Annotated in this window: 23 protein-coding genes; 9 read left to right on the forward strand and 14 right to left on the reverse strand. The window is 61.4% G+C overall.

Annotated features, from left to right (window positions below; all coding sequences use genetic code 11):
- Positions 1-7: 7 nt before the first annotated feature.
- Positions 8-1,960 carry a hypothetical protein gene (locus tag NHU87_RS02210; protein ID WP_253545177.1) on the reverse strand — a complete coding sequence of 651 codons (1,953 nt, stop codon included), beginning with the start codon at positions 1,958-1,960 and terminating at the stop codon, positions 8-10.
- 273 nt (positions 1,961-2,233) lie between these two features.
- On the opposite strand from NHU87_RS02210, the gene NHU87_RS02215 reads away from it, so the two are divergent.
- From NHU87_RS02215 to NHU87_RS02225, 3 genes are all read left to right on the forward strand, one after another.
- Positions 2,234-2,977: a protein-L-isoaspartate(D-aspartate) O-methyltransferase gene (locus NHU87_RS02215; protein WP_253545179.1), complete on the forward strand. Its 744-nt coding sequence runs from the start codon at positions 2,234-2,236 to the stop codon at positions 2,975-2,977.
- Between the two features lie 2 nt (positions 2,978-2,979).
- On the forward strand, positions 2,980-5,412 hold the full coding sequence (locus NHU87_RS02220) for an SAM-dependent methyltransferase (RefSeq protein ID WP_253545181.1): 2,433 nt from the start codon (positions 2,980-2,982) through the stop codon (positions 5,410-5,412).
- A 267-nt stretch (positions 5,413-5,679) separates the two neighbouring features.
- Complete coding sequence (locus NHU87_RS02225) at positions 5,680-6,030, forward strand: hypothetical protein (protein ID WP_253545183.1); 351 nt, start codon at positions 5,680-5,682, stop codon at positions 6,028-6,030.
- A 188-nt stretch (positions 6,031-6,218) separates the two neighbouring features.
- On the opposite strand, the gene NHU87_RS02230 is transcribed toward NHU87_RS02225, so the two are convergent.
- Together NHU87_RS02230 and NHU87_RS02235 are read right to left on the reverse strand one after the other, a co-directional pair.
- Complete coding sequence (locus NHU87_RS02230; RefSeq protein ID WP_253545185.1) at positions 6,219-7,409, reverse strand: MFS transporter; 1,191 nt, start codon at positions 7,407-7,409, stop codon at positions 6,219-6,221.
- Entirely contained in the window at positions 7,406-8,599 is a 1,194-nt protein-coding gene (locus NHU87_RS02235; protein ID WP_253545187.1) for a serine hydrolase domain-containing protein, read from the reverse strand. Before NHU87_RS02235 ends, NHU87_RS02230 begins: the two co-directional genes overlap by 4 nt.
- A gap of 115 nt (positions 8,600-8,714) precedes the next feature.
- On the opposite strand from NHU87_RS02235, the gene NHU87_RS02240 reads away from it, so the two are divergent.
- Both NHU87_RS02240 and NHU87_RS02245 read left to right on the forward strand, forming a co-directional pair.
- Positions 8,715-9,632 carry a LysR family transcriptional regulator gene (locus NHU87_RS02240; RefSeq protein WP_253545189.1) on the forward strand — a complete coding sequence of 306 codons (918 nt, stop codon included), beginning with the start codon at positions 8,715-8,717 and terminating at the stop codon, positions 9,630-9,632.
- 134 nt (positions 9,633-9,766) lie between these two features.
- Complete coding sequence (locus tag NHU87_RS02245) at positions 9,767-10,222, forward strand: GNAT family N-acetyltransferase (RefSeq protein ID WP_253545191.1); 456 nt, start codon at positions 9,767-9,769, stop codon at positions 10,220-10,222.
- Between the two features lie 66 nt (positions 10,223-10,288).
- Here NHU87_RS02245 and NHU87_RS02250 read toward each other — a convergent pair whose 3' ends face one another.
- On the reverse strand, positions 10,289-11,053 hold the full coding sequence (locus NHU87_RS02250) for a tetratricopeptide repeat protein (RefSeq protein WP_253545193.1): 765 nt from the start codon (positions 11,051-11,053) through the stop codon (positions 10,289-10,291).
- A 217-nt stretch (positions 11,054-11,270) separates the two neighbouring features.
- Between NHU87_RS02250 and NHU87_RS02255 the strand changes: the two genes are divergently transcribed.
- A complete protein-coding gene (locus NHU87_RS02255; protein ID WP_253545195.1) occupies positions 11,271-11,672 on the forward strand; it encodes a hypothetical protein in 402 nt (133 codons plus the stop codon).
- Between the two features lie 14 nt (positions 11,673-11,686).
- Here NHU87_RS02255 and ligD read toward each other — a convergent pair whose 3' ends face one another.
- From ligD to NHU87_RS02280, 5 genes are all read right to left on the reverse strand, one after another.
- Complete coding sequence (gene ligD, locus NHU87_RS02260; protein WP_253545196.1) at positions 11,687-14,326, reverse strand: DNA ligase D; 2,640 nt, start codon at positions 14,324-14,326, stop codon at positions 11,687-11,689.
- Positions 14,323-15,489, reverse strand: a complete 1,167-nt coding sequence (locus NHU87_RS02265) for a carboxylate-amine ligase (RefSeq protein WP_253545198.1) — start codon at positions 15,487-15,489, stop codon at positions 14,323-14,325. Before NHU87_RS02265 ends, ligD begins: the two co-directional genes overlap by 4 nt.
- Positions 15,461-16,462, reverse strand: a complete 1,002-nt coding sequence (locus NHU87_RS02270; protein WP_253545201.1) for a methyltransferase — start codon at positions 16,460-16,462, stop codon at positions 15,461-15,463. The genes NHU87_RS02265 and NHU87_RS02270 overlap by 29 nt, the downstream gene beginning before the upstream one ends.
- Before the next feature lie 28 nt (positions 16,463-16,490).
- On the reverse strand, positions 16,491-17,876 hold the full coding sequence (locus tag NHU87_RS02275; protein WP_253545202.1) for an iron-containing redox enzyme family protein: 1,386 nt from the start codon (positions 17,874-17,876) through the stop codon (positions 16,491-16,493).
- 243 nt (positions 17,877-18,119) lie between these two features.
- Positions 18,120-18,911, reverse strand: a complete 792-nt coding sequence (locus NHU87_RS02280; RefSeq protein ID WP_253545205.1) for a tellurite resistance TerB family protein — start codon at positions 18,909-18,911, stop codon at positions 18,120-18,122.
- Between the two features lie 227 nt (positions 18,912-19,138).
- Between NHU87_RS02280 and pcsA the strand changes: the two genes are divergently transcribed.
- The 3 genes from pcsA to NHU87_RS02295 all read left to right on the forward strand — a co-directional run bounded on the left by pcsA (position 19,139) and on the right by NHU87_RS02295 (position 21,389).
- Positions 19,139-19,861 carry a phosphatidylcholine synthase gene (pcsA, locus tag NHU87_RS02285; protein ID WP_253545207.1) on the forward strand — a complete coding sequence of 241 codons (723 nt, stop codon included), beginning with the start codon at positions 19,139-19,141 and terminating at the stop codon, positions 19,859-19,861.
- Positions 19,862-19,872: 11 nt separating this feature from the next.
- A complete protein-coding gene (locus tag NHU87_RS02290; RefSeq protein WP_253545209.1) occupies positions 19,873-20,259 on the forward strand; it encodes a DUF488 domain-containing protein in 387 nt (128 codons plus the stop codon).
- 203 nt (positions 20,260-20,462) lie between these two features.
- Positions 20,463-21,389, forward strand: coding sequence for a universal stress protein (locus tag NHU87_RS02295; protein WP_253545211.1), 927 nt, complete (start codon positions 20,463-20,465; stop codon positions 21,387-21,389).
- Positions 21,390-21,524: 135 nt separating this feature from the next.
- On the opposite strand, the gene NHU87_RS02300 is transcribed toward NHU87_RS02295, so the two are convergent.
- The 5 genes from NHU87_RS02300 to NHU87_RS02320 form a co-directional block, all read right to left on the reverse strand.
- Positions 21,525-22,337, reverse strand: coding sequence for a class I SAM-dependent methyltransferase (locus NHU87_RS02300; RefSeq protein ID WP_253545213.1), 813 nt, complete (start codon positions 22,335-22,337; stop codon positions 21,525-21,527).
- A gap of 35 nt (positions 22,338-22,372) precedes the next feature.
- On the reverse strand, positions 22,373-22,645 hold the full coding sequence (locus NHU87_RS02305; protein ID WP_253545215.1) for a DUF4242 domain-containing protein: 273 nt from the start codon (positions 22,643-22,645) through the stop codon (positions 22,373-22,375).
- Between the two features lie 175 nt (positions 22,646-22,820).
- Positions 22,821-24,032, reverse strand: a complete 1,212-nt coding sequence (locus NHU87_RS02310; RefSeq protein ID WP_253545217.1) for a cytochrome c biogenesis protein DipZ — start codon at positions 24,030-24,032, stop codon at positions 22,821-22,823.
- 153 nt (positions 24,033-24,185) lie between these two features.
- On the reverse strand, positions 24,186-24,407 hold the full coding sequence (locus NHU87_RS02315) for a hypothetical protein (protein ID WP_253545219.1): 222 nt from the start codon (positions 24,405-24,407) through the stop codon (positions 24,186-24,188).
- Between the two features lie 48 nt (positions 24,408-24,455).
- Positions 24,456-24,719, reverse strand: a complete 264-nt coding sequence (locus NHU87_RS02320) for a DUF2790 domain-containing protein (RefSeq protein WP_253545221.1) — start codon at positions 24,717-24,719, stop codon at positions 24,456-24,458.
- Positions 24,720-24,762 lie beyond the last annotated feature (43 nt).

Consider the following 24,762-nt stretch of genomic DNA (forward strand, 5'->3'; position numbering starts at 1 on the left):
GCACTCCTCATAGGGCCGCGCGGGCCAGCGTCTGATCCCGCAGCATCTGCACGGTGTGCCTGAGGGCATCGGTCGCGCGCTCCAGATTGCCGGCGATGGCGTCGAGCACATAGAGTTCGCGCGCCTCGATTTCCTCGGCAAGCAAGGCATGGCGGACTTGGCGCAGAGTGTCATCGGCCATCTTCTCCAGATCGACTACCCGGTACACCGCCTGAAGGAACTCCTGCATGTCCTCGCGCGCCGTTCCCTGCCCCAGCGCCTGCGCCGTGACCAGTGCCTTAAGGTATCCCTGAGTCGCCGACAGGGCGAGCGCGAACAGTGCCGCCAACGGAGAAGCGGCCGGGTGTGCCAACGGACTGCGCGGCAGCAGCGAGCAGTGAAAGGCTGCCTCTTCCAGCTCATCGGTGACGTCGTCGGCACAGCTGGCGAGCCGGAGCATGAATTCACCGCATTCGACGTGCGGGCTCGTCTCGCGCACGCGCAGCACCAAGTCGTCGGCGCGCCGCTCCCAGTCCCTGGCGCGCAGGGCGCGGGCCGCCAGGCACTGGTTGAAGTCGGCGATGCCTAGTTGCAGCCAGGCGTCGCGCAGGCTTTCGGCGATCTCGACGGTGTAGGCCGCGTGTTCGACCACGGCGTCGAACAGGTCCTGTTCAGCACTGCGAAAGTAGCTGAAGAACTCGGCTTGCAGCTCGTCGTACACCAACGCCTGGGAGCGCCCGGCGAGCAGGGCATTGCTGCAGGCTGCAAGCACGAACTGTAGCAGTTGGCGCGCCTGCGGCAGGCCGATGATCTGATGGAGCTGCTCGCCATAACGCAGGCTGCCGCGACCGGCCGACTTGAGCGTGTCGTACAGCAACTGCTGGCCACCGCAGAGCAGGAAGGCCATGTGCCCATAGCCGTTCTTCGCCGCCCAGGACAGCAGCGCGACCGTCTCCTCTTTCGGCAGGAACGCCTTGAGCTGCTTGCGCGCCTTGTTCCAGTCGATCAGGAATACCAGCCGTGAGCCCAACAGGTCGAGGAACTGCAGCAGCTTGTCGCGCTGGGCGGAGCGGAAGCGACCAATGCACAGATGATAGAGTCCATCCTCCATGGTCGGGTCCTTGCGCGAACGGGCGCCTTCCCAGTCGACTTCGACGCCATCGAACAAGCCTTGGAAGAACTGCAGGCGCTGATGGTGGACATCGGTGTAGGTGACGGTCACCTCGTCCACGCTCACATGCACCACCAGAACATGGGCGTCGGTGGTGCCGATGTCGTTCTGGATGATCAGGGTGTCGCCCGAACGGGTCACCGTGGTGCCTAGGCCGGGATGGTTGAACTTGAGCGGCGCCGTCCGGTGGAGGCCGGCCATGAACGCGCGTACCGCATCCCGATCCGCCTCGTCGATGTTGTAGACCGCCGCCCCTTCTAGATGCTCCGCGGCGAGCCGGCTTTGCACTTGGTTGAGCACCCTGTGCGCATCCATCACCAGCAGATGCCAGCTGTCACCAGCTTCGCGGTCGCCGGAGGTCAGCAGGCCCAGGGCTTGGTCGTCGAGCAGGTCGTCGGCGGGACGCTGGACCCGTTCTGACAGACGCGCAAGTCGCGTAGTGAATTGCGCCTCTTCGCCGCTCCCAGCTTCGCCGCTTGCCAGCAGGCCGAGCGGCACCAGCATTTCCTGCATGTCCTCGACGATGCCGCAGACCAATCCCTCTGCATAAGGGATGCGATAACGGCCATTCTCCTGCAAGGCACTGCCGACCACTGTATCCAGCTCTACACTATCCACACCGCAGGCCAAACGCTCAACGTGCAGTGAGGAAAAAGGCAAGTCTGGTTGTCGCGCATGGGAGCGAGCCGCCTGCAACAGGGCGAACCGGTATTTCAGCCGTTCATTGGCGGCGAGCGCCCTGTTCACCAAGGCCGGCAGGGCGATGTCCTCCTCGCCTAGGGCAAGCACGATCTTGCTCTTGTCCACCATAATGAGACCTCGCCGGGACCTTTCCTCTGTTTCTTCAGATTAGTCGCGTACGGTGTCGCCCTGGGCGCGACTGGATGATCGGCAGCGGAGGTCATGGCCGCTCGTAATAAACGTGTTGGAACAGGACAGAGGGGGAAGGCTGGTTTCAGCGGGGAATGCCCAGATATTTTCTCAGGCAGTCGCCGCAGCCTGGTTTGGTCGCCGGCACTCCCGGCTTGCCGAGCCAGCCCGCCGGCCATACGATTCGACTACTACTCAGGCGGAGGAGTCATTGTGAAGCCGGTGATGCTCCTGACGCGCATCCTGGCGCCTGCCATCGCTCTGGCGCTGGCATCCGCCGGCCTGCATGCCGACGACCTGTTCGCGCCATTGCGCGACGCCATGGTGCGGGAGATCGCCAACATGTCGTCCATCACCCGCGACGATACCGGCAGGGTCGAGTTTGCCGCGCCGGTGATGGCCGCAATGGCCAAGGTGCCACGCCATAAGTTCGTCCCGCCCGACGAGGTGCCCTACGCCTACGAAAACCGCCCGCTGCCGATCGGCTATGGCCAGACCATCTCCCAGCCCTACATCGTCGCCCTGATGACCGACCTGACGCAGGTCGGGCCCGGCGACGTGGTACTCGAGATCGGCACTGGCTCGGGCTACCAGGCGGCGATCCTCGCCGAGCTGGCACAGGCGGTCTACACGATGGAGATCATCGAGCCGCTGGCAGTGCAGGCCCGGGAGCGCCTGGGCCGGTTGGGATATGCGAAGGTGCAGGCCCGGCTGGGCGATGGCTACCACGGCTGGCCCGAGCACGGGCCTTACGACGCCATTCTCGTCACCGCCGCCGCCAGCCATGTGCCGCCGCCACTGATCGCCCAGCTCAAGGCCGGCGGACGGATGGTAATCCCGGTCGGCGCGCCATTCATGATCCAGTACCTGCTGCTGATCGAGAAGGCCGGCGATGGCAGTGTGTCTACCCGGCAGGTGCTGCCTGTGCGCTTCGTGCCGCTGGTCGGAGGCGGTTGAGCATGCATTCGCCACCATTGCTCGCCCTGGCGCTGCTGTCTGCCTCCGCGCTCGGCTATGAGGTGCTGCTGCTGCGCCTGCTTTCGATCATCCAGTGGCATCATTTCGCCTACATGATGATCAGCGTCGCGCTGCTCGGCTACGGCGCTGCCGGCACCGCCGTGGCGCTGGCGCGGCCTGTGCTGGCGCCGCGCTTCCGCGGCGTGTTCATCGGCGGCGCGGTGCTGTTCGGGCTGAGCGCCATCGCCTGCTTCAGCCTGGCCCAGCAGGTTCCGTTCAATCCCCTCGAGATCCTCTGGGACGCGCGACAGTCGGCGCGCCTGCTGATGGTCTACCTGCTGCTGTTCGTGCCGTTCTTCTGCGCGGCGGTGTGCATCTGCCTGACCTTCACCTGCTTTCAGGAACAGATTCATCGGATCTACGCCTTTGACATTCTCGGTGCCGGCGTGGGCAGCCTCGCGATCGTCGCCGCGCTGTTCGCCCTGACGCCCGTCGATGCGCTGCGGCTGCTGGGTGGCACCGGCATCGCCGCCGGGGCGCTGGTCGGCATGACTTGCACGGGGCATAGGCGCTGGCTTGCGCCGTTGCTGCTGGCGGCGGCAGTCGCGGTGCCGGCCGGCGTGCCCGCGCGCTGGATCGCCCTGTCACCCTCCGAGTACAAGGAACTGAGCCAGACGCTGCGTATTAAGGATGCGCGCGCAATCGCCCAGACCTGGAGTCCGCTGGGCCTGCTCACGGTCGTCGACAGCCCGACCATTCCCCTGCGCCACGCGCCGGGCCTAAGCCTCAACGCGACGCAGGAACCACCCGCACAACTGGCCATTTTCACCGACGGCGACGGCCTTTCCGTGCTGAACCGCTATGACGGGCGCCGCGAGCCGCTCGCCTATCTGGGCTACCTGACCTCGGCTCTGCCCTATCACCTGCTGCACCAACCCCGCGTGCTGGTGCTGGGCAGCGGCGCCGGCGCCGATGTGCTGCAGGCGATCTACCACGGCGCCAGCGCGGTGGATGCCATCGAACTGAACCCGCAGGTGATCGATCTGGTCCAGCGCCGCTTCGCCGACTTCTCCGGCAAGCCGTACAGCGCGCCCAACGTCCGTGTGCTGATCGGCGAGGCGCGCGGCCTGGTGGCTTCGCGCGGCGAGCCTTACGACCTGATCCAGATCGCCCTGCTGGACTCCTTCGGCACCGCCTCGGGCGGCCTGCATGCGCTGTCCGAGAACTACCTGTACACGGTGGATGCCTTCGCCGAGTACCTGCGCCATCTCGCGCCCGGCGGCCTGTTGGCCATCACCCGCTGGGTCACCCTGCCGCCCCGCGATGTTCCCAGGCTGCTGGCCACCGCGGCCGCGGCCATCGAGCACGACGGGCAGGCCAGCGCGGCGCACCGTATCGTCATGATCCGCGGCTGGAAGACCGCGACGCTGCTGGTCAGCAACAAGGATTTCGACGACGCCGGCATCGCCGTGCTGCGGGAGTTCTGCCGGGCGCGCTCCTTCGACCTGGCCTACTACCCAGGGATGACCGTGGCCGAGGCGAACCGCTACAACCTGCTCGACCGGCCCTGGTTTTTCGAAGCGGCGCAGGCCCTGCTGTCCGACAAGCGCGCGGAGTTCCTGGCACGCTACAAGTTCGACGTGCGTCCGACCATGGATGACCGGCCGTATTTCTTCCACTTCTTCAAGTGGCGCTCGCTGCCGGAACTGCTGGCGCTGAAGGAGCAGGGCGGCCTGTCAATGCTGGAGTGGGGCTATCCGGTGCTGATCGCCACGCTGCTGCAGTCCAGCGTGGCCGCCGTGCTGCTGATCCTGGCGCCGCTATGGGTGGCGCGCCGGCGCCAGCGGCGCTCTCGGAATGCGGCTTTGACCAGGTTCGAACTTCGGGTCGTGTCCTACTTCGCCGCCATCGGCTTCGCCTTCATGTTCGTGGAAATCGCCTTCATTCAGAAGTTCACCCTTTTCCTCAGTCACCCGTTGTATTCGGTGGCGGTAACGCTCAGCGCGTTCCTGATCTTCGCTGGCCTGGGCAGCCGTTACTCCGGCCGGCGGCGGGGGGACATTGGAACGGGTGTGGGGCCCCGTTATCCGCTCGCGCGGCCAGTCCTGGCGATCTGCGCGATCGCCCTGCTCTACCTGATCGCCCTGCCCCCGTTGTTCCAGCTGCTGGCGCCAATGCAGACCCTCGCCAGGTTCGGCATCTGCGCCGCGCTGGTAGCGCCGCTGGCGTTCGCCATGGGCATGCCGTTTCCGCTCGGACTCGGGCGCGTCTCCGCGCGCGCCGAAGCACTGGTGCCGATCGCCTGGGGCGTCAACGCCAGCGTATCGGTGGTGGCGGCCGTGCTGGCGACCCTGCTGGCGATCCACTTGGGCTTCACCGTGGTGTTGCTGCTGGCGTTGCTGCTATATCTCGCGGCGGCGGCCGCGTTTCCCTGACCGCGGCGGTCCGGAGCGAAACGTCAACAGACCCTGGTGAGACGAATGGCCTGTTGGAACGCCGGCTGCCGATGGTGACCGGCAGAAACCGGCCAGAAGCGGACACTGGCCAGACACACAGCGCTGTAGGAGCGATGTGCCCACGCCGCTGAGATAAGGCAAATATTCTTAAGGAGAAGGTCATGTCAGATAAAGATCCTCCCGATCGGCAAGGACGAGAAATCTCTGGACCAGCGGGGCCAGGACGTGACTCCCGTTAGGTTGCGAATGCGCCAGATCCTTCTTATCGCGTGCCTTGCATATCTGGCAACTCTTGTCGGCGCCTTTGTGGTCCTTGTGCTGCTGCCAACCTTCGAGGAAGTGGGCCGTCTTAAGCATGGGTGCTATCGAACAGACGCTTTGCTGCCCTACGTGGAATGCCGAGGTTTTTTTGCTTGGCCGCTCGCAAAAGTTGTACTTAATCTTCCCTATCAGGTCGTGTTTGTACCAATGTTTACGGTGTATACCGCTCCTGAGTTTGAACCGCGTCCGTTCTTGTTGCTCCTGAGCTTTGGTGTCCTGCTTTGGTTGCCCCTCATCTATTTGGGCTGGCGGGGCTTCCAACGAATCGCAACCTAACAAACGGTTCAAGGCCGTTCGCTTCGCTCATCGGATTCGCAATAGCTGCGCTTTTGTTCACCTGTGAGCTTAATCGTTATGAATGTCTGCAATGGGTCGATAGCTGCCTGTCATACCGGTCCACTTCCGTCCAAAAGCTTTGGGATGAGCGCTGTTAAGGAGGTTCGCCGGCTACCACATCAGCACATTCAAATTGCATCGGATTTCACCCCCTGCACCACGGGAAATCCGCGCAGCTTGGCCGACCACGTCACCATCAGCGTGGCCACCAACAGCACCAGTAGTGCGGGAGGGAACGCTTCTACGCCGAGTCGGTCGAGTAGCAGACCTCCCACAATGCCCCCGCCAGCAATTGCGGTGTTCCAAGCAGTCACGAGCATGGATTGTGCGACATCTGACGCATCGCCAGCAGTTTGGGCCAATGCCGTTTGAAACAACGTCGCGGCACCGCCAAAGGCTAATCCCCACGCGCCAATCGCTACGAAAACGGCAACGGGTTCGGTGGCTGCTATACCCAGCACCATCGCTGAAATCCCAAACAATGCGGTACTCGCCAAGGTCAGCGCACGCAGGTACTGGTCGATTAACACCCCAACAATCCAAATGCCCAGCAGCGATGTGATTCCGAAGACCAGCAGTACTACATCCGTCTGCGCCCCCAGGCCGGCCACTTGCAGAAACGGGGCGATGTAGGTGTAGAGAATGTTGTGCGCAAGGACGAACGCCAGTACCACGAAGAGCACGGGGCGAATGCCCCGCAGTGTGAATACATGGTGCAGCGACAGACGTTTTTCTTCAGTCTTTCCGGCGAAGTCCGGCACGTTGAAGCGCACCCATGCCATCAGCAGCACGGCCAGCAGGCTCATGATGCCGAAGCACATGCGCCATCCCAGAACGTTGCCCAGAAAGGTTCCGGCCGGGATGCCCAGCGAGAGCGCCAGGGGTGTGCCCACCATCGCAATCGCGATGGCGCGGCCTTTGCGGTGTTCGGGCACCAGGCGCGCGGCATAGCCGGCCAATAACGCCCACAACAGCCCCGCCGCAACGCCGGCCAGAAAGCGCGCGGCGATCGTCAACGTGAAGCTGGTCGAAAACGTCGTGACCGTGTTGGCAATGGCAAAGCCGGCGATGGCAGCGAGTAGCACGGGACGGCGACGAAATCCTTGTGTGGCCGCCGTTAACGGTATGGCGGCCATTAGCGATCCAATGGCATAGGCGGTGACGGTTTGCCCGACCCACGCCTCGGAGACGGCCAGCCCCAGTGCCATTTGCGGTAGCAGACCAGCCGGCAGTGCCTCGGTAAGGATGGTGATGAAGGCGGCCATTGCCAGCGCCAACAAGGGTGCATAAGGCATGCGATCCTGCACTTCCGAATTCATTGGTCTAGCTCCGTGACGCCGTATACCGCGTCGCGCAGGTCGGTTACGAACCGTCCCGACATGCCCTCGTATAACGTGTTGGTGAAGGCGACGACACTCAGCTTCTGCTGTCGATCCACACTCCACGAATGGCCATAGGCGCCACCCCAACGCCAGGTGCCTGGCGACTCGGGGGTGACCGCCACGGCCGGATCGCGCAGTACCGAGAACCCCAGACCAAAGCCGAACCCCGGTGCAGCGGGCAGGTCCCGGCCGCCGGTTTGATCGCGTGCCATCTCCTCGACGAGTGCCGTGGACAGCAGCTCACCGCCGCCGCGACGCAATGTTTCAAGGAGGCGCAGGAAGTCCTCGGCTGTTCCGGCCATGCCGGCACCACCCGAGGCAAACGCCTGCGGGTTGAAGATGCGGGCGGGGCTGAACGGGATGCCGATCGCCCCCTCGAACGGCGAAACGATTTCGCCTTCGGCCAGCGCATGGGGCTCGGGAGTCGCACTGACGTAGGCAGTAGGCACGCGCGATGGGTCAAACGCGGCAAAGCCGGTATCGGTCATGCGCAGCGGATCAGTCACGAGCTGGCGCACCGCATCAGCCAATTGCTCGCCCTGCACCCGCTGAATCACCGCCCCCAGTACATCGGTTGCCAGCGAATAGCCCCAGGCCGTGCCGGGATCGTACAGCAGCGGCACGCTGGCGATGCGGCTCAGGTTCTCGGTGAGGCTGACGGTGGACGCATCCATGCCGTCCGAGACACCGGCCTGTGCATAGGGGCCGTGCGCATCGGCTTCCAAAAAACGATAGCCAAGCCCCGCAGTGTGACTGAGCAAATGCCGCACCGTAATGCGGGCAGCACGTCCATCAGCCAACTGTGGCCGAAACTCGGGCAACCACCGCTCAACGCTGTCATCCAGACCGAGACGACCTTGCGCTACCAACACCAGGGCCGCCGTCGAGACAATGGGTTTGCTGATCGATGCCAAGCGAAACACCGCCTCTACGCTCATCGGCAACCGCCTCTCGCGGTCGGCCCAGCCGGCCGCCTGGCGATGGACCAACTCGCCATCGCGGGCCACCAGTATCACCGCGCCAACCAAGCGCTGCTGCTCCAGCGCCTGCTGGACCGTTGCTTCAATGCGCGCGGACAACTGACGTGAAAGCGTGCCCGTGGATAAAGCGACTTCGGGGAGGGTCATGTGCAGTTCCTTCTAAGAGTGGAGAGCCCCGCCACGATAGAAAGTCCTGGATTAAAGAAAAACTGGGGTAGAGTTCCATTTTATGCGGAGCAGAACATCCGCAATGGAGAGCAGCATGGACAGCTTGAACGGCTTTGTGGTGTTTGTGCAGGTCGCTGAAAATCGCAGTTTCGTTGCGGCCGGCCGAGTGCTGGGGGTGTCGGCGTCGGCCATCGGCAAGAGTGTGGCGCGGCTGGAAGAGAAGCTCGGTGTTCGCCTGTTTCACCGCAGTACGCGCAGCGTCACGCCGACTGCCGAAGGCATGCTGTTTCTGGAGCGCAGCCGTCGGATTCTGGCCGAAATCGAGGCGGCTCAACTGGAACTGTCGCAAGCCAGCGTCGCTCCACGTGGGCGCTTGAGGGTCAGCCTGCCCTTGGTCAGTTCGTTGGTACTTCCGGTGCTCGGCGACTTTATGCGCGAGTACCCGGCCATTGAATTGGACCTAGACTTCAGCGACCGCCTGGTCGATGTGATCGAGGAAGGTTTCGACGTCGTGGTCAGAACCGGCGCGCCTAGGGATTCGCGTTTATCGGCGCGTAAGCTCGGTTCATTCCGTTCGTTGCTGGTCGCCTCCCCGGCCTACCTGGCAGCGCGTGGTACGCCAAAAGTGCCAACCGATCTACTGCAACACAGCTGCCTGCACTACCGTTTCCCCAATAGTGGCAAGCTGGAAACCTGGGCCTTGCGTCGTACTGCTGAGGAGCCCGAGTTAGCCTTGCCCATTTCGATGATCTGCAACACCATCGAAACCCGTTTGTGCTTTGCCTTGCGAGGATTGGGTATCGCCTATCTGCCGGAGTTCTCAGTCAGGCAGGCCCTCGCCGAGGGGCAGCTGTGGACCGTTTTGCCAGAGCACACAGAGCGCAATGGCGAGTTCCATTTGCTGTGGCCTGCCAGTAAACACCCCTCTCCCAAGGTGCGTGTATTCGTTGATTTCCTCTGCGCCCGGGTATTTCCGGGGAAAAAGGGGACGGACTTATTCTCACTACTCTAAACGTCCGCTATTGGCCGATTGCTGCCCATCCTGAAAGACTGCAATCGGCCAAAAGCAGCCATTGCGCCTTTCGTTTTGGTCAGTAAGGCCGAACCCTTCTATGATCAAGCGATTACGCGCAAGGAGCTGCCTTGATGGATTACCTGATTCGAAGCGCTATGAATGCAGATGCCCCGGCTATCAGTCGAACGATCATTAACACTCTCCGCGAGTCCAATGCTCAGGACTACTCATCGGAAATCATCGGTCAAGTGGCGCAAAGCTTTTCTCCCCCGGCAATTCTTCAATTGTTGTCTCGGCGTCAGGTACTCGTAGCAATAGTCGACAGTCATATCGTTGCAACTGCAAGTCTTGATCAGGACGTTGTCCGAAGCGTGTTTGTCGACCCGACCTATCAAGGGAAAGGGATCGGAAGACATCTGATGGAGAGGATTCAATCGATCGCCATAAATGCAGGCCTGAGCCTGCTACGTGTCCCCTCTTCAATCACCGCGGAAGGCTTTTATGCTTCTCTTGGCTTTAAAAAAATCCGCGACGAATTTCACGAATCGGAGCGCACGATCATCATGGCGAAGACATTGGACCTGTAGCGCTACAGCGTCCGAGGAGATACCAGGATCAAAAAATGGATTTGATATCTTGATACATTCAGAAACTCAACCGCGCACCAGGTAGGCTCCTGAGGGAACTCGATATCGCAGCTTCTTGCATTTACCGGGTGCAGGCTGATGCCCCGGCGGGCGATCAGGAAACCAGATTCGGCATTTACCCCGAGGCGGCCAATGGCCGCGGGGAATCTCAACCCCAGCGGACGCCCGCTCCGGCTCGACATTACCCATTTGCAATTTTCCTTCGGATCCGGCTCTGCCAGCCGTCGGTGCATTCGAAATCCGATCTGTCTCTGCGCTAGCGAAGTTGCCAGCGTCACGCCCCGTGTCCGGGGTGGATTGCTCAGCAACCGCCATTTCCACTTCGCGGCGCCTTTGGGTCTCCTTTTCCAGACCCTTTTGTACTGCGACCAGGTCCTCTTTGGTATTGGGTGGGGTACCCGAAACCTGGGCATGCTGCGCCGCCTGGATCAATTGGAAGTTGCGGTTGCGTAACTCGACGTTGCGACCAACCCGCATGTTCGAGCGCACCGCCAAGGTTTCAGCCTGCTGGTACTGCCCCTGCTGAAGACGCAACACACCAAGGTAATGCAGCGTCGCGGGATTGTTCGGCTGGATATGCAGCGCACGCTCCAGCGTGGCGGCGGCCTGGTCCAGTTGGCCATTTCCATACTGTCGCGAGGCTTTTTCGATCAGGGTGGTTGATGCGCTGTTGCTTTGCGCGGGCGCTCTTCGCTCGGCAGCAATCGAGCAAAGCGACGCGACGGTGCAGAACGCCAAGATGAGACCCGGCAGAAAACTCTTGGTTGGCATCAGGGGGCGGACTCGGCTGATCTAGGATGGCACTGCCGTAAACAGGCCACAGCGCTGCTCGGCATCTCCGATACAGGGCCCCCATTGACCTGGCCAGTACCCTGAAGTTCCCGCTTGGGGTGGACGGCCATTGGCCTTGAACCAACCTCGGACGGCCGCTCAACGGCACAACAACCCCATGGGCAAACCAGACCATAGCGCTCTATGATTGAGCCCCATGACGACCTCTCTTCCGATCCGCCAACCCTGCCCGCCCGGAGCCTGCATCTGCGAGCGTGAGCCGTTACTGGAAACCCCCGGCGCGGATTTGCGCATCCTGAGCCTGACCCGGTCGGAGGAGAAGCGCCTGATTGAACGCCTGGAAAATCTCCAGAGCCTCGACGATCTGGTGCGCCTGCAACGCCGGATGTATGAGCAGTTGGGTCTGCGCGTTGAGATCGTCCCGGGCTTCAATGAAGTGCGCACCATGCGCGGCATTAACATCACCCTCGGCGAACTCCCGGGCCTGTGCCGCAAAACCCGTCAGTCGATTCCGGCGGCGATTCGCCGCGGATTGGAGAAGCGCCCGGAGATTGCCTACGAGCTGCTCAATGCCAACGACTTGTTGCGTGATGCCTGACGGTTTGCGCTCCACTATTTTTTCATCCCGACCCGCCGCCGCATTTCGGCAGTAATCGTCTGTCGGGTTTTCTTCAGGTCGGCCCAGGGTTCGTCACCGATCTCGGCCAGGCGTTCATGCACGTTGTGCACGTTCCATTGATTGCCGCCCTTGAGCTCCGCCACCTCTTCGCCAAAGATCGGCACCGACACCGGCAGCCCTTCGCGGGTGCGCGCGGCGTAAGCGCAAATAGTGGTGGCGCCCAGACCGTTGCGCAGGTAGTCGATGAAGATACGCCCGACGCGGTTTTTCGGTCCGGACACCGCGGAAAAACGATCCGGCAGTAGTTTGGCCATGTGGCTGACGATCGCGTGGCTGAATTCCTTGACCTCGTCCCAGCCGTGTTTGCGGGTCAGCGGTACGATCAGGTGAATCCCCTTGCCGCCGCTGGTTTTGAGAAACGCCTTGAGGCCCAGTTCATCCAGCACCGTGAGGGTTAGCTGAGTCGCTTCGATCATGCTTTTCCAGGGCAACGCCGGATCCGGGTCGAGATCAAGGACGAAGCGATCGGGTTTATCCAGATCGACTGACGTGGCGTTCCAGGTGTGCAGTTCCACCGTGCTCATCTGCACCGCGCCGATCAGCGCTTTGGCGTTGTTGATGATCATCACCGGTTGGCCCGTCAGTTCTTTGTCCAGGGTAACAATCCCCGGAATGGCCAGGCGTTCGGCGTTCTTCTGAAAGAACAGTTCGCCGGCGATGCCGTCCGGCGCGCGCACCAGCGCCACCGGCCGGTCCTTGAGTTGCGGCAAAATCCATTCGGCAGCGCTGGCGTAGTACTCCGCCAGTTGCATCTTGGTGGTGCCGCTGCTGGCGTCGATCACCCGGTCCGGATGCGTGATGCGCACCTTGCCGCTGGCCAGGCCGATCTGCGACGGCGCGACAGTCGACTGCGCGTTTTTTGGTTCGGCGGCGTCAGGTTTCTCGGCGACGGATTGCTTCTTGGCCGTGGAGTTTGCTGCGGCGGTTTTCGAGGCTGATGTTTTCGAGGCTGAAGTGTTCACGGTTTTCGGCAACTCCTCGGTGATTTCTTTGGCAGGCTTGTCATCACGCAAACCATGGAACACGGCGTGGCGCACCGAACCGTCCTTGGTCATCTCGGCAAAAGCCACCTCCGCCAGCAGTGTGGGTTTGAGCCAGTGCACGCCTTTGGCTTCAAAACCGCTGGGCGGATTGACCACCGACGGCTTTTTCGTCTGCAACGGTTTCAATTGTTCATAAATGCGCATGAGAGTCGCCTCGTTGAACCCGGTCCCAACCTTGCCGGCATAGCGCAATTCACCGCTGTCGCGGTCGTGCAACCCCAGCAACAACGCGCCAAAAGCACTGCGCGCGCCTTTGGGGTCGGTGAAGCCGACCACGATGAATTCCTGCCGATGCTTGCACTTGAGTTTGATCCAGTCACTGGTGCGCCGAGACACGTAAGGCGACCCCAGGCGCTTGCCGATCAACCCTTCCATCTTCATTTCGCAAGCACTGTTGAGCAACGCCTCCGGGGATTCGCCGAACGCGTCGGAGAATCGCAACAGCGGATTCTCATTGGGCTTGAGCACGGTCGCCAGCGCCGCCCTGCGCTCCTCGACAGGCACTTCGCGCAGGTCCACGCCATTGAGGTAGGGCAAGTCGAACAGGTAGTAAACGATGCTGCCACTTCGGCCGGAATCGAAGGCGTTTTGCAGCGCCTGGAAATCCGGAACACCTTGCTCGTTGGCCACCACCATTTCGCCGTCGAGCCAGGCAGATTCCAGGCCCAGCGCTGCCAGTGCCTCGGCTTGCCCGGGCAATTTGTGGGTCCAGTCGTGACCGTTGCGGGTGAAAAGTTTGACGTCGCCATGGTCGATGCGCGCCATGACCCGATAGCCGTCGAACTTGATCTCATAGCTCCATTCGCCACTCGGCGCGGATTCGACCAGTGTCGCCAGTTCGGGTTTGAGCAGCTCAGGCTGCTTGGCTTTGCGCGCGCCCGTCAGTTGTGGCGACTTTTCCTTACGCGCCTTGGCCGGGGCTTTTTTGATCGGTTTGGGCTTTTCCGCTCCGTGTTTTTTTTCCACGATGGTGCGGTCGCTGAGCACGCTGTCCGGCTCGGCGGCGACCACGTCGTATTCGCTGTCGGATCTGGCGGCGCTGTCCTGATGTTTGATCAGAAACCATTGTTCCTGCTTGCCCGGCATATGCGTGCGCACGAGGTTCCACAGGCCGCCTAGCTTTTCTCCCTGTAGTTCGAATTTCAGCCGGCCCTTGGTGTACGCCTTGGCCGGATCATCTTGGGGAATCCACACCCCACGGTCCCAGACGATCACATCGCCAGCGCCGTAATGCCCTTCGGGAATGGTGCCCTCGAACGTGGCGTAATCCAGTGGATGGTCCTCAACGTGGATGGCCAGGCGCTTGACCTTGGGGTCCAGCGACGGCCCTTTTGGCACGGCCCAACTTTTCAGCGCGCCATCGAGTTCCAGGCGAAAGTCGTAGTGCAGGCGGGAGGCGTCATGCTTCTGAATGCAGTACTGCAAGGCATGGTCCTTCGCCGTTTTTTTGCCCGGGCGTTTGACGGCAGCCGGTTCCGAGGTTGCCGAAAAATCGCGCATCCGGTTGTAATCGTCCAGGTTCTTGTTCATGGCTCACCTACCGCTCGTTGCGGGACCGGGCTGGCGCAAGGTTGTTCGCCGGTTTCTATCAGCAGTTGATCGACAGCTCGCGCCAACGCCTGGGGCATCGAGCGTCCCTCGCGCAATGCCTGTTCCACCGCGTACCGTTGCCGATCCGCGCTGGTGCCTTCGATCAGCATGCGCCGGGCCTGTTTGAAGACGTCTTGCACGCCCAGTTGCTGCGCGGTTTGGGCAAACGTCACTTGCGCCAGGGCTAGCCATTGCTCGACCGAGATCGTCGGTTCGTGGTCCTTGCGAATGAAGGTGCCGTGAATGCCGTAACGCTTGGCGCGCCAGCGATTTTCCTTGAGGATCCAGTAAGCCGTCCGGTTGAAGTTCGCCCCGGGCAGCGGCTGCGCGATGGCGTCAGCGACCATCAGGCGAAACAGCGAAGCGATGCACAGCGCGTCATCCAGCCGTGGGCAGGCATCGGTGATGCGCAGCTCCAGCGTGGGAAACCGCGCGGCCGGGCGCACGCTCCACCAACAGTCGCTGGGCTGCCGGATCGAGCCGGTCCGGGTCATCAGCGCGACGTAGTGATCGAACGCATCCTGATCCTCGAAAAACTCCGGAATGCCCATGCGCGGCCACTCCTCGCAGGCGACTTGGCGATAGCTCATGAAACCGCTGTCTTCGCCCTCCCAAAACGGTGACGAGGTGCTGAGCGCCAACAACAGCGGCACCCACGGCAAGACTTCGTTCATGACCCGAATACGGTCCAGATGACCGGGCACTTCGACGTGCACGTGCAACCCGGACAACAGGCTGCGCCGGGCCACTCGCTGGTAGTCGTCGAACAGTTGATGGAAATGCGCCTGGTCGGTCGGTTGCTGAATCCGCCAATCCGCCAAGGGGTGACTGCCGGCGCTGAGCAGGCCCAGGCCGAACGGCTCCAGAGCACGTCTCAGGGCACTGCGGGTGGTGGCCAGGTAATCGGCGGCGTCCGGCAAGCTGCTGAAAACCGGTGAGGCGACTTCAATCTGCCCCTGGAACATTTCATAGGCGAACGACTGGCCCAACGCCGCCCTGCACGCCTCGATCGCCTGGGCCGAGGGCTGCCCCGGCATGCGCCGGGTGACGAGGTCGGTGAGGAAGTATTCTTCTTCAATGCCGAAGTTCAGGCGCCTGCTCATCAACGTTTTCCCCAATGCCTGGGCCGAGACGCGTCACGGTCAGCGCGACGACGGCAATCCGTTCCACCCGTTGATAACCTGGTGTCTCCAACTCTTCACCGAACACATCGGGATCGACTTCGCGATACGTCCAGCCGAACCCCGGGGCCTCCAGACGCGGAGTGAGGGCCTCCAGAAACGGGTCGCGGCCATCGACCATTGCCGCGCCGGTGTACAGCAACAACGAGCCGCCGGGTGCCAGCCGACCAAGTGCCTGCTCGACAATCCGCAGTGACAACTCCGCGCCCAGCGCGCCACCGCCATGCCGGTAGGCACGCTCGGCGGGGTCGGCCATGTAGGGTGGATTGGCGACGATCAGGTCAAAATATCCGTCGACATCCTGCAGCAAATCGCTGGCCTCGACGCTGACGTTGGCTACTTCCGCGAGCGCGGCGTTGATGGCCGTCATGCGCAGCGCCTCCGGGTTGATGTCCAGCGCCAACACCTCGGCTTCGCGACGGGCGCGGGCAATCAGAATGGCACCGACACCGGCGCCACAGCCGATGTCCACGGCGCGCCTGATCGGGGCGAAATTCTGCTGCAGATGGGCGTGAATCAGTTGCGCGAACCGATAAGTGTCGGGGCCGAAGAATACTGAATCGGCGGCCTCCGTCGGAAAGGCCGAATGCACGAACAGCAAGTCGTCGAGGCTGGACCAGCGCACCCGGCTTTTCAGCCGGCCGTTGCACTCCTCCAGCACCTGCGCCTGTTGCAACTGGCGTTGTTCATCCGCCGACAACAGCCCTGGCTCAAACGGCCGCGACCAGCCAAAGACATCGCGCAGGGTCTCGGCCCGCCGGGCTTCGGCGCGAGTATTGACCCGCTGATGAGTCAGCGGCGTCGGCGTGATGAATCGGTACCCGTCAGCCTGCAAGCGCCGTCCCAGTTGCACCAGCGCCAGGTCGGCGGCAGACAGTTGTTCTTCCTGACTCATAAACCGCTCCCGTGGATAAAAAAGCGTTCTAGAGAAGACTGGATTTGAGTTCGATAAACCGGCGCGTCGCCAACAGACCGGCAGGATGGCCATGCCGATGAGGCGAAAGCCACGGCATCAACACCGACATCTGCTCGTGCCCGCTCAGACCGTTCAGCGCGGTTTGCAGCTGCTGAACATCCGGATCGCTCTCAGGCACCGGCATCTGCGCCGTAACGCTGCTGCCGCGCCTTACCGCAGCCACCGGCTGCTCTGGCTTCCAGTCACCGGCGATCCAGTCATGCAGCAATTGTTTTTCGTAGGGGCTGAATACGCCGAACATCGCGGCGCCGGCGCCGTCGATCAATTGCCAGAAACGACTGGCCTGCGGGTCTTGGTGGCGCTTGATCCAGCCTTTGTTTTCCATGGCCGCCAGCAATCCTGGCAATTGCTCGGGTGAAGACAACCATTGATTGACGGTCTTGCCTTCAAAGCGGCTGTAATCGGAATGCATGTGCTGGCCGAACGGGCGTTTGCGTTCAAGCATGCTCAGTACTTCACTGTCGAGGTCGAACGACTCGATGATCGCCCGGCTGCCCTGCCCTAGGTCGTTGAGCCGATAACCCAGCGCCACCCGACGCAAAAAGTCATCACGGTCGCCTTCCACCGGGAGCAATTGCAGCACAGCCTGCACCGCCTTGTGGGCATGCCCGGTGCTGGCATTGTCGATGGTCACATGGAGCGTGAAATAAAGCGGATCGATGCTCAGTTCGCTGAGTTCATAAGCGCTGATCAACAAGTGCAGCGGCAGCAGTTCATAGCCGAGGTTGTAGCCGATCACTTCCGGCAAACACTCGTCGGTGCAATAGCCGAGCGCCAGTTGAATAGCGCCTTGCAGGTAGCGTTCATCGGCAATCGCCGAGGAGTCTTGCAGGCCATGTTCGGCGAGCAGTTTGCGGTAGATCACCACATGATTCTGCGCCGGGTTGCCCTCGCCCAACTCTTCCAGATAGGTGCACAACAGACCGTCGAAACGCGGGTCACGCCAGTGCCGCAACAGGCCATAAAGCCAGGCGCCATCCACCAGTTTGGTCGGGGCAACCGCTTGCAGGAAAAACAGCGCATGCGCCTTATTGCTGAAGAACTGTCGCCCCCCGCCCGCCTTGCGCTGCTGAAGGTAGTCGGCGTACTGCCGGGCCACGTCGACGCTGTGCTGTTCGACCCAGTTTTGCAGGGCCGAGAGATCCCGTGGCAGCTCTTCAGGCAGGTGCGCCGCTTGCTGCAATTGCTCCTGCAGGAAGCGCTGGGCGAGCGCGTGTTTTTGCGCGTCATCGTCGCTCAGCAACAACTGTTCATAGAGCGACTTTATGCCGCCCGCGGCAGTTATCGCGTGTTCGTGGGCAGGCCGGGATGCAAGTCGTGTCAGGGCAGTCATGGAATAATTTTCTCGCTCTGAGGCCAGTGACAGGACGCTGGATCAGCACGTCTCTATCAGCAGAGCGGCGGTGCCTGAAAAAAATTCCATTGGCGTTGAAATTGGCCGGACAGACGGGCCAGCGCCGCGGTACGCCAGCTCCTACGCGGCCACACTCTCCCCGTAGGAGCTGCCGCAGGCTGCGATCTTTTGATCTTGGGCATTTTCAACACCGCTGAAAATCAAAAGATCGCAGGGGAATGCTCAGACAACGCCACCCTTGGCCTGTTGCTCCAGGTGCAGCTGCAACTCTGGATCGATCTTCAACGCAGCGGCCAATTCATCCAGATAGTTGCGTTCGGCGTCCTGCTGATCGTCCACCAACATCACGCTGGCCAGGTACATCTCGGCGGCCATGCCCGGGTCTTGGGCAGATTGCGCCACATCGGCGGCATCCAGTGGCCGGGCGACTTCGTCATCGAGCCATTGCTGCAGTTGCGGATCGTCGGTGTGGCGGCCGATTTCGGTGCTGATCATGTGTTTCTCGGCATCGTCGATGCGGCCATCGGCCTTGGCGGCGGCGATCAAGGCGCGAAGGATGGCGTTGCTGTGGTCTTCGACTTCCGGTCCCGACAACAAGTCCACAGTGCGCGGCGCCTGCTGTGGTGCCGAGGCCTGGCTGCGTTGCCAGGCCTGATACGCCTGGAACGCCATCATCCCCAAAGAGGCCAACGCCGCGTAGTTGGTGCCGCCCGAGCGTGTCTGGGCCGAACGGCCGATGGGTGAGTTGCCGCCCAGCAGACCACCGAGCAAACCACCCAAGCCGCCGCCCGCACCGGCACCCGCACCGGCACCCGCGCCGCGCCCTAACAGACCACCAAGCAACCCGCCAAGATCGCCCAAGCCTCCTTGAGCTGACGCCGCACCACCACTTTGTTGCGGCTGCGAGCCCCGGCCGGCTCGCAGTAATTGCTCAAGCAAATCGCTGGTGTTCATGACGACGTCCTCATCAATGGGCAGAAACTCAGTCAGGCAACGATAGTCCTCGCCCGACATTCCGCCAACTCCTGGCTGACGTCGTGTGTACTGCCCTTGCCCTTCACACTCGATGTTCAATACGTGCCCCGGATATTTCCGGGGTATTTTTTTGTGCGGCGGCTAAGATTCATAGGTGGTGAACCTTATTCCCGAAAATCCGGTCGATACCTGCAACCCGACCCGGTTTGCCGACGCCCCCACACGAGGGTGATAACTGGCTTGCTTCACTTTCTGGAGAACGCCCCGTGATATCCACTGTACACATTGCCAGGCTCAAAGCATGGGGCGCCCATGGTTTTACCGCCACTGGCGTGGTCACAGCCTTCCTCGCGACCCTCGCCTTGTTGGAAAACCAGCCCACCAATTGCCTGCTGTGGCTGGGCGTGGCGCTGATCGTCGACGGTCTGGACGGCGCGCTGGCACGCAAGGTCAATGTGCAGTCGGTGCTGCCAAGTTTCGACGGTTCGATCCTCGATCTGGTAATCGACTACCTGACGTATGTGTTTATCCCGGCACTGTTCATCTATCGCTACATTCCGTTGCCGGACTACACCCTGCTACTGACCGTGTCGCTGATTCTGGTCTCGTCGCTGTTTTGCTTCTGTAATGTCAACATGAAGAGCAAAGACAACTACTTCCAGGGCTTCCCCGCCGCATGGAACGTGGTTGCGCTATGCCTGTACATCATCGATCCGTCGCCATGGATTACCTTTCTCACGGTTATTGGCCTGGCATTGTTGACCGTGACCCGCATGAAATTCCTGCACCCGTTCCGCGTACGGCGATTCATGCCAATCAACATTGCCGTGACGGCCATTTGGCTGCTGTGCAGCTTGTCGCTGGTGGTCAACCACCCGGTCGTCAACCCTCTGGTCATGGGCTTGTGGCTGCTGATGTCGGCCTACTTCCTGGGGATCTGCTTCTGGCGCACGGCGCTGGAGTGGTTCGACAGTTCGCGGCTCAAATAGGCACGGCGATCATGCCCATCCACATCGTCCAACTCGGCTCCCCCCGCACAGCGCACGAAGGCCTGCGCCTGGGCACGGTACGCCGCCCGCCTCGGGGCGTACCAAAGGCCGAATTTGCCAGCCGGGATTTTTACGATGTGTGGCAACCGCTGCTGTCCCCCAGCCCCGAGTTGGTGGCCGAAGCCAAAGCGGCGGAAGATGCCAAAGCCTGGAGCGCCTTCAAACGCAAATTCAAGGCCGAGATGAACGAACCCGCGCCCAGCCAGATGCTCGACCTGCTGGCCGCCCTCTCCCATCAAACGTCGCTGGCCGTGGGGTGTTATTGCGAGGAAGAGGCACACTGCCACCGTTCCGTATTACGGGAATTGCTGGAGGCACGGGGCGCGAAGATAGGGTGAACACCTATTCCCCTGTAGGAGCGAGGCTTGCCCGCGAAGAGGCCAGCCCATTCAGCATCAATGTTGCCTGGACACACCGCCTTCGCGAGCAAGCCCGCTCCCACACATTAGAACTTCAGCGTGACACCCATCGCATGAACCCCCACGAAAGAGAGCATGGTCAATAATTAATGAATTGAGGTGTATTGAACGGGAGGTTTGTCATGTCTGGTCAAGCTCGCTTCATGCTCGTCGCCTCGCCCCTGATGGAACACAGCCCGGCCTTCGATCGGGCCGCAGCGCTGGCCAAGGCCGAGGATGCGGCCCTGCATATCGTGGCCTTCGACTATCTGGAAGGCCTGGCGACCGCCGGCATGGTCAACGAAAAGGCCCTGGAGCAGATGCGTCTGGGCTATGTCGAGCGTCACCGCCAGTGGCTCGAGGAACAGGCCCGTCCCTTGCGCAAGATCGGTGTGCACGTCACCACGGAGGTGACTTGGGTCGAAAAGCCGTTGGAGGAAATCCTGATTCACCTCAAAGAGCAGCCGATGGATGTGCTGATCAAGGCGCTGGAGCACCCATCACGCTTGTCGCGGCTGGTGTTTACTCCCCTCGACGTGCATCTGCTGCGCGAATGCCCGGTACCGCTGCACTTCGTCAGTCATGCCAGGCATGCGTTGCCGCGCAAGATCCTCGCGGCGGTCGACCCCTTCCATCGTGATGACCATTACAAAAGCTTCAATGACCGGATTCTGCACGAAGCGTCAAAACTGGCGAGCGCCTGTAACGCCGAGCTCGATGTGGTCTACGCCTATGACCTTTCGTCGATCAGCTCGGACGAGTTCAGTTTCGAAAACGGCTCGGCATTTTTCGCTTCGGACAAAGCCAAAACCCTGTTCGACTTTCAGGAGGATGCCTTCAACGAATTGGCCGCGCGCAACGGCATCGCGCCGGAGCAACGGCACATGCTCATGGGCAGCCCGACCAAGGTGTTGACTCGCTACGCCGATACCTATGACGTCGACGTGATTGTCATGGGCCGGGTCGGCCATCGCGGCATGGGCCGGTTGATCGGCAGCACGGTGGAGCATCTGCTGTACAAAATGCCGTGCAGTGTGTGGGTGGTGTACACCGAGCGGCTGGATGAATGATTGCGCCGCACGCGGTCCTTTGTAGGAGCTGCCGAAGGCTGCGATCTTTTGATCTTGATCTTTTGCGATCTGGAGGTCCTCGAGAATCAAGATCAAAAGATCGCAGCCTGCGGCAGCTCCTACAGTGTTGCCCTGTCAACGCCGTGTAATCACCACCTCCAGGTATTCACTGGGTACCACCAACGACCGCTCCCCCGCCCGGTTCAGGCGATTCAGCAGTTCGGTCAGGTCGTTTTCCAGGGCCGCGCCCTCTTCGGGTGGCAGGGTCGCAAAGGCCTTGTGAACCGGCCCATACCAGGTACGGAAGGTGTCGATCCAGTGCGCGGCCGAGCGATAGCGGAAGTTGAACAACCGCCGTGTCACCTGGAGCTGGAAGTCGCGCTGGTCGAAGTGCGAGTGCAACCAGGCTTCGGTGCCCCAGTTCGAAGGTGGTTGCGCTCCTGGCGGTGGCGGCATGTGGCGGCCCAGGGTCTTGAACACCTGGCCGATGTAGCCTTCAGGCGTCCAGTTGGCAAGGCCGATCCGCCCGCCAGGACGGCACACCCGCGCCAGTTCCGCTGCAGCCTTGGGCTGATCGGGCGTAAACATCACGCCAAAGGTTGAAAGCACGGCATCGAAACTGGCGTCTTCGAACGGCAGGTCCTCGGCATCGGCCACCTGAAAGGTCACGTCCAGGTGTTCCGCCCGTGCGCGGTCTTCGCCGCGTTCAAGCAGCTTGGCCACGTAGTCGGTGGACGTGACCTTGCAGCCCCGGCGCGCGGCGGCGAGCGTCGCATTTCCGTTGCCGGCGGCGACGTCCAGCACCTGCTCATCACACAGCAAGTCGCAGGCTTCGGCCAGTTGTTCGCCGACGATCTGTAAGGTGGTGCCGATCACGGTGTAGTCGCCGCTGGCCCACGTGGCCATTTGACGGTTTTTCAGGGCAGTGAGGTCAATGGGTGTGCTCATGAAGTCTGCTCCGTTGCGGTTGGAACTTGTCCGGCTCACTCCGCCGTGGTGGGATCGATGATGTTCATGACCCGGGAAACGCTGCTGATGGGAAATTCACCCTTTTTGGCGTGCTCCCTGATCAGTCCCTCGTTCGGCGCGATGTACACGCAGTAAATCTTGTCGCCAGTGATGTAACTCTCCAGCCATTGCACCTCTGGCCCCATCTCGCGCAATACATCGCAGGACTTTTGCGAGATCGCTTTGAGTTCCTGTTGCGGCAGTGCGCCGGCGCCCGGAAGCTCGCGTTCAATAATGAATTTAGGCATGGCAACGTCCTTTTCTTGAGGGGTGATAACAGGATCGGCATGATCCCGTCGTCCACGAACTATCGCCCCCGAATACGTCGGCGTCCTGTCCGGTCGTCTGGCTGAGTCACGAAATACACCGCTCTCCGATGCATGGTCGTCCATCTGTAACGCCGGATTAACAGGTGGGCCCGCTTTAGGCGGCAGGCGCTTTGGCCTCTTCCAGCAGTTGCCTGATCATCTGCTCCTGAGTCTCGTATCGGCCTTCGCCAAAGTGGGTGTAACGTACCTGCCCCTTGGCGTCGATCAGGTAGTGAGCGGGCCAGTACTGGTTATTGAAGGCGCGCCAGATCGCATAATTGTTGTCGATCGCCACCGGATAGGTAATGCCGAGTTTTTTCACCTGATCGCGGACGTTGTCGATGATGCGTTCGTAACCGTACTCAGGGGTGTGCACGCCGATCACCACCAGGCCATCTTTCTCATATTTTTTCGCCCAGTCCTTCACGTAGGGCAAGGTGTGCTGGCAGTTGATGCAGTCGTACGTCCAGAAGTCCACCAGCACCACTTTGCCGCGCAGGGCATCGTTGCTCAGCGCTGGCGAGTTGAGCCATTGGACCGCGCCGGAGATTGACGGCATCGCGCCTTTGGCTGAATCCATGGTCGAGTCGGCCTTGACCTTGCTCACGAAGTAATCGACCACTTTCGGTACGGTTTCCAGCACCCGCTGTTCAACCGTAGTGATGCCTTCGGATGAGGTGCTGGCGAGTAACTTGTTATCGACGCCGGTGGAGATGACCGCGGCAGCGACCAACACCGCAGCTCCCGTGCCGCGACGCAGCCAACCAGTCAGCGGAATCGACGGTTTCAAGCGATTGACCAGGCCGCGACCGGCGAAGATCAAAGTGCCCAGGGACAACGCGCTGCCCAGGCCGTACGCCACCAGCAGCAGACTGGTTTGAGCGTTGGCGCCTTGCAACATGGCGCCGGTGAGGATCACCCCGAGAATCGGCCCGGCACACGGCGCCCAGAGCAGACCGGTGGCGACGCCGATCATTACCGAGCCTAACGGGCCAGACATTTTGCGAGTGTCGGGATCGAGGCGATTGCCCAGCAGCACGAACGGACGCGCCAGCCAGCCGCCGATGCGGGCGGAGATCAGCGACAGGGCGAACAGCACCATCACGATCAACGCCACATGGCGGCCGGTGTTGCTGGCTTGCACCACCCAATCGCTGCTGACAACGGCCAGGCTGGAGATCAGGGCGAAGGTCAGGGCCATGCCGCCGAGGGTGAGCAGGATCGAAGAACGCGTGCGTTTAGCCCCGGCAAACAGAAACGGCACGACCGGGAGGATGCAAGGGCTGAGGACGGTCAAAATGCCGCCGAGGAAAGCGATGAGGAACATGGGGATCACCTTGAAAATACACGGCCTATGTGGGAGCGAGCTTGCTCGCGATAGCGGTCTGGCAGTCACATAGATGTTGAATGTGCTGCCGTCATCGCGAGCAGGCTCGCTCCCACATTGGGTCTGCGGGAATTGACAGAACTGTGCCTGGCTTCAGGACTCCAGCTGCTGCCCCTGTGGAGTCCGGCTGTAGCCATTCTCTGCGAACAACTGCCCTTGCGGCGTGCGGCTCGAACCATCCTCAGTCAGCAACGGAGTCAGTTGGAAGCAGGTACTGCTGCCACCGGTATTTTGTTCAACCGCAGCGTTGGCATGGGCGGCGGCGCCCGCTACGGAGAAAACGATGGCGGTCAAAAAGCGGGTGATGTTGTTCATGATGTTTTTCCTGTTTCAAAGGGGATGGGCATTGGGGAGTCGAAGGACTCAGTTGTTTTCATTGCAGCCGTCAGCGAATTTGCTGTAATCCAGCACCTGGGTTTTGCCTTGGGAATCCAGGTAGGTCATCCGGGCATTCACAATCCCGCAGGCAGGGGTCGCGTCCTGTTTCATCGACAGCACTTTCTGGATATCCAGGTGCGTGCCGTAGGTGTAGGTTTGAGGGGTTACATCGGCTTCGGCCCGGGCCGAAAAGGTGCAGATGTTCAGGGCGGCGAACAGGCAGGCGGCGTAGACGGCTTTGGTGTTCATGGGGGATCCTCTGGGCTTCAATAGGTCAATCGTTGATTGAGCC

The organism is Pseudomonas mandelii, from assembly GCF_024138395.1.
Taxonomy (GTDB): domain Bacteria; phylum Pseudomonadota; class Gammaproteobacteria; order Pseudomonadales; family Pseudomonadaceae; genus Aquipseudomonas; species Aquipseudomonas mandelii_E.